We start from the raw sequence: 9256 nt of genomic DNA on the forward strand, positions 1-9256 counted from the left end.
TACGGCGGCGGAATCGCGCCTTGATCTCGGCCCGGCCAGGCGCACCGGGTACCAGAATGAGTTTTTCAACAGCCTGCTAGCGCGCCTTGGCCGGCATCCCCACCACCAGCGTGCCCGGCGCCACGTCCCTGGTGACGACCGCGCCGCCGCCGACGGTGGCGCCGTCGCCGACCGTCAGGTACTGCAGCACCTGGGCGCCCGTGCCCACCAGCGCGCCGCGCCCGATGTCGACGCCGCCGGAGATGTTCACCGTGGGGTTCAGGGTGCAGGCCCGCCGCAGCACGGCCTCGTGCCCGAGGGTGCAGGCCAGGTTCACCATGGCGAAGGGTTCGAAGACCAGGTTCACGGTGCCGATGACGTTGGCGCACACCTGCACGCCGTGGCCCACGCGGGCGCTGGGACGGTGGAAGTTGGCCGTGGGGGCGATCAGGGCGGGCCAGCACTCCGGGCCGTAGAGGGCCTCGAGGGCGTCGGCCACCTTCAGGCGCGGGGCGGCGTTGCCGATTCCCATGGCCAGGCAGTCCCAGCGGTCGCGGTGCGCGCGCAGCCAGTCGAAGTCGCCGAGGATCTCGTCGGCGCTGTCGGTGGGGCCCGGCTTGTCCGGCTCGCTCACCACGTAGCCCGTGAACTCGTAGCGGTCGCCGCCGGCGGCCGTGATCTCCTCGGCCAGCCAGCGCACCTCGCGGGCGAAACCGCCCGCGCCGATGATCACCATCCTGCGCGCGTCCATCGCGTCGTCCTCCCGGAAGCGCGGACCGGCGGGCGATTCGGGCTTGCCCATCCCGCACGCCGACCGCAGATTTGGGGCACGGCCGCGCGGCGGCCGCCGAAGCGCCAACTTAAAGCCCGGAAGCACCCATGCTCAAGCGGATTCTCGACTTCTGCGCCGCCCTGCTCGGCCTCGCCGTGCTGGCCGTGCCCCTGCTCGTGCTCGCGGTGCTGGTGCGCTGGCGGCTGGGGGCGCCGGTGCTGTTCCGCCAGGTGCGGCCCGGGCTGGGCGGCGCGCCGTTCACCATGTACAAGTTCCGCACCATGACCGACGCCCGCGGCCCCGACGGCGAGCTCCGGCCCGACGGCGAACGCCTGCCGGCCTTCGGCCGCGCCCTGCGGCGCACGAGCCTGGACGAGCTGCCCGAACTGGTGAACGTGCTGCGGGGCGAGATGAGCCTGGTGGGACCGCGGCCGCTGCTCATGGAGTACCTGCCGCTCTACGACGCGACCCAGGCCCGGCGGCACGAGGTCCGGCCCGGCATCACGGGCTGGAGCCAGGTGAACGGGCGCAACGCCACCGACTGGGACACGCGCCTGGCCCAGGACGTCTGGTACGTCGACCACCGCAGCCTGGCCCTGGACCTGAAGATCCTCCTGCTGACGGTGGGCCGGGTGCTGCGGGCCGACGACGTGGCCGCCGCGGGGCAGGCCACCAAGGAGCCCTTCCGGGGCTCGGGCGGGGCGTCGGGCGGGGCCGGCGGGGCGAATTGAGGGGCGACAACAGGCCGCCGAAACGGTAGTCTGACGGGAACGACAGCCGAGGAGCACACCGGAACCATGGAAGCGCAGGAATTGCCTCTCAAGGACCCCAAGCTGGCCATCGACGGCGGCGATCCGATCCGGGCGACGCCGCTGCCGACCTGGCCCGAGTTCGACCCCGACACCGTCGCGGCGGTGGGCGAGGTGCTGCGGTCCGGACGCGTCAACTACTGGACCGGCCACCGCGGCCGGCTCTTCGAGCAGGAGTTCGCCGCCTGGTGCGGCACGCGCCACGCCGTGGCCCTGGCCAACGGCAGCGTGGCCATCGAGCTCGCGCTCAAGGCCATCGACCTGCAGCCCGGCGACGAGGTCATCACCACCTGCCGCAGCTTCATGGCCTCGGCCAGCAGCGTCGTGCTGTGCGGCGGCCGGGTCGTCTTCGCCGACGTCGATCCGGTCTCGCAGAACATCACCGCCGCCACGGTGGCGCCGCTGGTGACCGCCCGCACCCGGGCCATCATCGCCGTGCACCACGCGGGCTGGCCGTGCGACATGGATCCCCTGCTCGCACTGGCGGCCCGGCACGACCTGGTCGTCATCGAGGACTGCGCCCAGGCCCACGGCGCCCGCGACAAGGGGCGCCCGGTGGGGGGCATCGGCCACATCGGCTGCTGGTCGTTCTGCCAGGACAAGATCATGACCACCGGCGGCGAGGGCGGCATGCTCACCACCGACGACGAGGCCGTCTGGCAGCGGGCCTGGTCGTACAAGGACCACGGCAAGAACTACGACAAGGTGTTCGCGCCCGATCCCGAGCCGGGCTTCCGCTGGCTGCACGACAGCTTCGGCACCAACTGGCGCCTGACCGAGATGCAGGCCGTCATCGGCCGGCTGCAGCTCGGCCGCATGGACGCGTGGCACGCGCGCCGGGCGGCCAACGCCGCGGCCCTGATCGCGGGGCTGGCCGACGTGCCGGGCATCCACGTGCCCGCCGTGCCCGCCGGGGTCGAGCACGCCTGGTACAAGTTCTACGCCTTCGTGGAGCCGGCGGCGCTGTCCGCCGGCTGGGACCGCGACCGCATCAAGGCCGCGATCCGCGCCGAGGGCGTGCACTGCGACACGGGCTCGTGCCCCGAGATGTACCGCGAGGAGGCCTTCGCCGGCACGGGCATGCGCCCCGCCGCGCGGCTGCCCGTCGCGGTAGACCTCGGGCGCCGCAGCCTGTTCTTCCCGGTCCACCCGACCCTCGACGACGCCGACATGCAGGACGTGGTGGCCGCCGTCCGGAAGGTGATGGCCGCCGCCACCGGTTGACCGCCCGGTTCGCCACAAGGACGTGAGGACACGCGGATGAGCAACGACAACGACAACCCCCGCAACGCGCTCCTGCGCGAGGACGGCGCCCTGACCAGGCTGGTCCGCAGCAACCGGCTGCTCTTCGGACTGGTCTTCTTCGGACTGCTCTCGGCGATCTCGGTCACGGCCTCGTTCTTCATCCGCTTCGTCGTGCTCGGCCCCTTCCTCATCACCAACCTCGACCAGTGGCAGACCTGGTGGCTGGCCATGCTCGGCGTCACCGTGCCCGTGCGCATGATCTTCTTCTGGCTGATCGGGCTGCACAAGACGTCGTGGCGCTTCGCCTCGGTGGAGGACCTGCCGCCCCTCGTGGGCGCGGTCATGTCCAGCTCGGCGCTGATCATCGTCGCCCTGTGGGTGTTCTGGGACAAGCCGGGCGGCTTCCCCCTCTCGACCCTCGCCATCGACATGGTGCTCTGCCTCGGGCTGGTGACCATCGGGCGCTTCGCCTACCGGCTGCTGAGCGGTCCCTCGGACAAGCTGGGCAACACCGAGCCGCGCAAGCGGGCCATCGTCGTGGGCGCGGGCAACGCCGGCGCCCTGACCATCGAGGCCATGCAGTCGCCGCGGCTGGGGGCCTTCCGGCCCGTGGCCCTCGTCGACGACAACGTGCACGCCCAGGGGGTGCGCATCCGCGGCGTCGAGGTCATGGGCACCATCGACCAGATCAAGGACGTCGCCCGCCGGCGGCGGGCCGAGGTCATCGTGCTGGCCATCCCGTCGGCCACCACGGCCGCCCTCTACCGCATCCTGAACCACTGCCAGGAGACGAAGCTGCCCATCAAGTCGGTGCCGAGCTTCTGGGAGATCATGGAGTCGGAGAAGCCGGGCATCCGGCGGGTCGAGGACTTCAGCACCACGAGCCTGCTGCAGCGGCGGCCCGTGAGCGGCGACGTGGGGGTGATCCGCGAGATGCTGCGGGGCAGGCGCGTGCTGGTGACCGGCGCCGCCGGCAGCATCGGTTCGGAGCTGTGCCGCCAGGTGGTGGAGAACGGCGCGGCGTACCTGGCCTGCCTCGACAAGGACGAGAACGGCCTGTTCCGCATCGAGCAGGAGCTGCGCGACCGCGAGCGGCCCACGGCGTTCGACTTCCTGCTCGGCGACATCAAGAACCCGCAGCGCCTCGAGCGCTTCTTCGCCGTCGCCCGTCCGGACATCGTCTTCCACGCCGCCGCCTACAAGCACGTGCCGATCCTGCAGTTCCACCCCGAGGAGGCGGTGCTGAACAACGTCTTCGGCACGCGCCAGCTCGCGGACATGGCCCTGCGCCACGGGGTGCAGCGCTTCGTCATGATCTCCACCGACAAGTCGGTGAACCCGACCAACGTCATGGGGGCCACCAAGCAGGTGGCCGAGAAGGTCATCCTCACGCGGCAGAACCAGGACGACGGCGCCACCAGCTTCTCCATCATCCGCTTCGGCAACGTGCTCGGCTCGGCCGGCAGCGTGGTCGAGCTCTTCCACAAGCAGATCAAGAAGGGCGGCCCCGTCACCGTCACCCACCCGGACATGGAGCGCTTCTTCATGACCATCGCCGAGGCCGTGCAGCTCGTGCTCTTCGCCGCGGCCATGGGGCGGGGGGGCGACGTCTTCATCCTCGACATGGGGGCCTCGGTGAAGATCGACGACCTGGCCCGCCAGATGATCCGCCTGTCCGGCCTGACGCCCGACGTGGACGTGGGCATCACCTACACGGGCCTGCGTCCGGGGGAGAAGCTCTTCGAGGAGCTGTGGGCCGAGGGCGAGGAGCCGGCCCCCACCGAGAATCCCGGCATCATGGTGGCCCGACGGCAGGCCATCGACGTGGCCGAGGTCGAATCCGGCGCCGGGCGGCTCGTGGAGGCCGCCATGCTCGGCCGCCGTGACGACATCTGGACCGAATTGCTGGCCCTGGTGCCCGATTTCAGCGGTTTGACGGGCCAGGACGCCGAAACGCCCCCCGAAGTGCCCGCGCCGGAGGGCCCCCGTGAAGATTCGGTCAATCGGGCCGCCGAAACGCCGAATAACTTGCCATAGGCTGCTCATTCGCCTATATTCCGCCCGACCGAAGCCGGGCCGGGGATATCCCATCCGGCGTTTCGGTCTGCTTTGAGGTGCGGGTCGGCACCAGGCGGCGCCCAGGGGATCGAATTCGCGATCCGGGCGACGACCGTGTTTCCGCGCAAGCCCCGGCGAACGGCGCAAGCTCCCGGGGCCCGGCGGCCGGCCTGCGGCCATCGTGACGCCAGCGCGTCCGTTTAGGGAGGTTCTCGACGATGGCACTTACCAAGGAACAGAAAGAACAGGTCATCGGGAAGTTCAAGAAGCACGACGGGGACTCGGGTTCGCCCGAGGTCCAGATCGCGCTTCTGACCGAGCGCATCAACACCCTCAGCGATCACTTCAAGATGCACAAGGCGGACCATCACAGCCGCCGCGGGCTGCTGAAGATGGTCGGGCAGCGCAAGCGCCTGCTCAGCTATCTGAAGAAGAAGGATCTCGACGGGTACCGCGCCCTCATCAAGGAACTGGGTATCCGCGGTTGATGACCGTCTCGGGAGTCTGGTTTGGACGCAAGTTCGCATAGACCGGTGATCGGCCGCGCTGGGTTCGCGGCCGTTCGCCGTATGTGCGGGTCGTGTCCTGCGGCCGGACCTGCCGGACCTGGAGCTGCAAAGCGGTAGGAAGATGTTTTGAAGGGTGCATGGTGCGCCCGACGCAGTCGACGCCGATCGCGGAATACGCCGCCCGGCGCCACCTGGAAGGAATAAGCAGAATGAGCAAGCAAATCGTCAGCATGGAAATGAACGGGACCACGTTCAGCTTCGAGACCGGCCGCATGGCCAAGCAGGCCAACGGCAGCTGCATCGTGCGCATGGGCGACACCATGAGCCTGATGACCGTCACGGCCGATCCCAGCCCCAGCGACCGGGATTTCCTGCCGCTGTTCGTGGAGTACCGGAACAAGACCTACGCCGCCGGCAAGATCCCGGGCGGCTTCTTCAAGCGCGAGGCCCGTCCGACCGAGCGGGAGACCCTCACCTGCCGGCTGATCGACCGCCCCCTGCGGCCGCTCTTCCCGGACGGCTACAGCCATGAGACCCAGATCGTGGCCTTCATCATCAGCGCGGACACCGATTTCCATGCCGACACCCTGAGCATCACCGGCGCCAGCATGGCCCTGGCCCTGAGCGACGTGCCGTTCCACGAGATCGTCTCGGGCGTGCGCGTGGCCGACGTCGACGGCGAGTTCATCCCCAACCCCTCCTTCGAGCAGCTCGAGGAGTCGACCATGGACCTCGTGGTCGCGGGCACCGACGACGTCGTGTGCATGATCGAGGGCGAGTGCCTCGAGGTGCCGGAAGACCGCCTGCTGGACGCCATCGAGTTCGCCCACGGCTGGATCAAGAAGCTGAACAACCTCCAGCGCCAGCTGCTCGAGGTCGCCGACAACAAGAAGGCCAAGTGGGACCTGCCCGAGGTGCCGTCCCTGCCCGCCGACGTCAGCGACAAGGTCAAGGAGCTGGTCCTGCCCGAGCTGAAGCAGGCCATCGTGGTCAAGGGCAAGATGGAGCGCTCGGACGCCCTGAAGGCCGTCAAGACCAAGGTCAAGGAGGCCTTCACCGACGCCGACGGCAACGTGAACGGCGACGCCATGGCCGCCCTGAGCAAGCTCGAGAAGCACACCATGCGCGAGATGATCCTCTCGGAGGGCGTGCGCACCGACGGCCGCGACCTGACCACGGTCCGGCCCATCACCGTCGAGACCGGCGTGCTGCCGCGCGCCCACGGTTCCTGCCTGTTCACCCGCGGCGAGACCCAGTCCCTGGGCACCGTCACCCTGGGCAGCAAGCAGGCCGAGCAGCGCATCGAGCCGCTGAACACCGAGCAGTACTGGTCGAAGTACTACCTGCACTACAACTTCCCCCCGTTCAGCGTGGGCGAGGTCGGTCGCTACAGCGGCACCGGCCGCCGCGAGATCGGCCACGGCAAGCTCGCCGAGCGCGCCATCCGCCCGATCCTGCCGGACGTGGAGGACTTCCCGTACACGATCCGCCTCGTGTCGGACATCCTCGAGAGCAACGGCTCCTCGTCGATGGCCTCGGTCTGCAGCTGCTGCATGGCCATGCTCGACGCGGGCGCCCCGCTGCGGGCCAAGGTGGCCGGCGTGGCCATGGGCCTGGTCAAGGACGGCGACCGCATCGCGGTGCTGACCGACATCCTGGGCGTCGAGGACCACCTCGGCGACATGGACTTCAAGGTCACCGGCACCCGCGACGGCATCACCGCCTTCCAGCTGGACACCAAGATCGCCGGGCTGCCCCGCGAGGTCATGGTCAAGGCCCTGACCGACGCGCGGAACGCCCGTCTGCACATCCTGGACATCATGGACGAGGCCCTGCCCGAGGCGCGCCCGGAGATGAGCCCGTACGCCCCGAAGATCGAGACGATCCAGATCCCGGTGAAGAAGATCGGCACGCTGATCGGCCCGGGCGGCAAGGTCATCAAGAAGATCCAGGAGGACACCGGCGCCACCATCGAGGTGGACGACGACGGCATGGTCTTCATCAGCAGCACCGACCAGGCGGGCGGCGCGGCGGCGATGGAGTACGTCCGCGGCCTGATGGCCGAGCCCGAGCTGGACAAGGTGTACCACGGCGAGGTCAAGACCATCGTCGACTTCGGCGCCTTCGTCGAGTTCCTGCCCGGCAAGGACGGCCTGCTGCACATCTCCGAGCTGGAGTGGCACCGCGTGAACAACGTGGAGGACGTCCTGCAGGTCGGCGACAAGGTCGACGTCAAGCTGGTCGAGATCGACAGCCGCACCGGCAAGGTCCGCCTGAGCCGCAAGGCGCTGCTGCAGCGCCCCGAGGGCGTGGAGGACACCCCGCGCGACGACCGTCGCGGCGGTGGTGACCGCGGCGACCGCGGGGGCCGGGGCGGTCGCGATCGCGGCCGCGGCGGCCGGCGCTAGGACCGGGGTTCGATGAACCTCGATCCTTACCGGAACGAGCTGCCGCCCCGCCGGGAAGTGCTTCCCGGCGGGGCGGTCCTGCTCTCGACCCCCATCCGGTCGGCCCACGCCGTCACCCTCGGCGTCTGGCTGCGCACCGGCAGCCAGGACGAGCCCGCCGACCTCGGCGGCATCTCCCATTTCCTCGAACACATGGTCTTCAAGGGCTCGCGCAAGCGGTCGGCCTACGAGATCGCCCTGACCTTCGACCGCCTCGGCGCCGCCGTCGACGCCTTCACCACCAAGGACCTCGTGGCCTTCACCATCAAGGTGCTGCCCGAGTACTTCCGCGAGGCCGCCGAACTGCTGGCCGAGATGCTCCTGCAGCCGGCCTTCGACCCGCGCCTGACCGAGCTCGAGCAGAACGTCGTCATCGAGGAGATCCAGGAAGCCCTCGACACCCCGGAAGACCGCCTGCACGACGCCTTCGCGGCCCGGGTCTACGGCGCCCACCGCCGCGGCCGGCCCATCCTGGGCACGCCCGACTCGCTGCGCTCGTTCGGCCCGGACATCCTGGCCGCCCAGCACCGGCGCCTGTTCGCCCCCACGAACCTGGTCATCTCCATGGCCGGCAACATCCAGGACGGCTTCGAGAGCATCGTCGCCGCCGCCTTCGACGAACCGGCCCGCCCCGGCCCCGAGCGCGACGCCGTCGCCCCCTCGGGCGGACGCGCGGCCGCCATGATCGACTTCCCCCCGGGCGAGGGCCTCGACCCCTTCCGCCTCGACCTGGCCAGCCCGATCATCCAGTCGTACTTCGAGATCGGCAACCTCGGCCCGGCCTACCTGCACCCGGACCGCATCCCGGTCTTCCTGCTCACCAACATCCTGGGCGGCGGCATGAGCAGCCGCATCTTCCAGGCCGTGCGCGAGCGCGAGGGCCTGGCCTACACCGTGTACAACTACAACGACATGGGCCGCGACACGGGGCTCGTGAGCTGCGCGGGCTCGTGCTCGCCCGAGAAGCTGGGCCGGCTCGAGGACGTCATCCGCATGGAATACCAGTCGCTGATCAGCGACGGCGTCAGCGAGGACGAACTCGAGAACAACCGGGCCCAGATCAAGAGCCAGCTCATCTTCTCCCTCGAGGGCACCGTCAACCAGATGTACCGGGCGGCCCGCAACGAGATCTACTACGGCGCCTTCCAGCCCGTGGCCGGCCTCGTCGACCGGGTCGATTCGCTGACGGCCGCGGACATCGTCCGTTGCGCCGAGGCGTACTTCGATCCGTCTTCGGTGCTGGTGGCGGTGCATGGGCCGGAGGGGGGGGTGCGGTATGAGGACGAGGGGTTGACCGATACCGACTATGACGACGACGACGATGACCTGTAGGTTGTGTCTCTGAGATTGTGTCTCTTCGCAGCCGCACGGTTTGCTTCTCCGGATCCGTTCAGTACGCGTATTTCAGCTCATGCCTCCGCCCCCTCCCCAACGCCG

The 9256-nt window shown here is 69.6% G+C and carries 7 protein-coding genes; 6 read left to right on the forward strand and 1 reads right to left on the reverse strand.

Going from position 1 to position 9256, the window contains the following annotated elements; translation table 11 throughout:
* Positions 1-76: 76 nt before the first annotated feature.
* A complete protein-coding gene (locus KDM41_15460; GenBank protein MCB1184825.1) occupies positions 77-730 on the reverse strand; it encodes a hypothetical protein in 654 nt (217 codons plus the stop codon).
* A gap of 128 nt (positions 731-858) precedes the next feature.
* Here KDM41_15460 and KDM41_15465 point away from each other — a divergent pair, with 128 nt between their 5' ends.
* From KDM41_15465 to KDM41_15490, 6 genes are all read left to right on the forward strand, one after another.
* A complete protein-coding gene (locus tag KDM41_15465) occupies positions 859-1482 on the forward strand; it encodes a sugar transferase (GenBank protein ID MCB1184826.1) in 624 nt (207 codons plus the stop codon).
* A 66-nt stretch (positions 1483-1548) separates the two neighbouring features.
* The gene (locus KDM41_15470) at positions 1549-2784 is read left to right on the forward strand and encodes a DegT/DnrJ/EryC1/StrS family aminotransferase (protein MCB1184827.1); all 1236 of its coding nucleotides are present in this window, start codon (positions 1549-1551) and stop codon (positions 2782-2784) included.
* 36 nt (positions 2785-2820) lie between these two features.
* Complete coding sequence (locus tag KDM41_15475; GenBank protein ID MCB1184828.1) at positions 2821-4842, forward strand: polysaccharide biosynthesis protein; 2022 nt, start codon at positions 2821-2823, stop codon at positions 4840-4842.
* 239 nt (positions 4843-5081) lie between these two features.
* A complete protein-coding gene (gene rpsO, locus KDM41_15480) occupies positions 5082-5351 on the forward strand; it encodes a 30S ribosomal protein S15 (protein MCB1184829.1) in 270 nt (89 codons plus the stop codon).
* Positions 5352-5581: 230 nt separating this feature from the next.
* A complete protein-coding gene (locus tag KDM41_15485; GenBank protein ID MCB1184830.1) occupies positions 5582-7780 on the forward strand; it encodes a polyribonucleotide nucleotidyltransferase in 2199 nt (732 codons plus the stop codon).
* Positions 7781-7792: 12 nt separating this feature from the next.
* On the forward strand, positions 7793-9151 hold the full coding sequence (locus KDM41_15490; protein ID MCB1184831.1) for an insulinase family protein: 1359 nt from the start codon (positions 7793-7795) through the stop codon (positions 9149-9151).
* Positions 9152-9256: the final 105 nt, after the last annotated feature.

Source organism: bacterium, assembly GCA_020440705.1.
In the GTDB taxonomy this organism is placed as follows: Bacteria; Krumholzibacteriota; Krumholzibacteriia; order LZORAL124-64-63; family LZORAL124-64-63; genus JAGRNP01.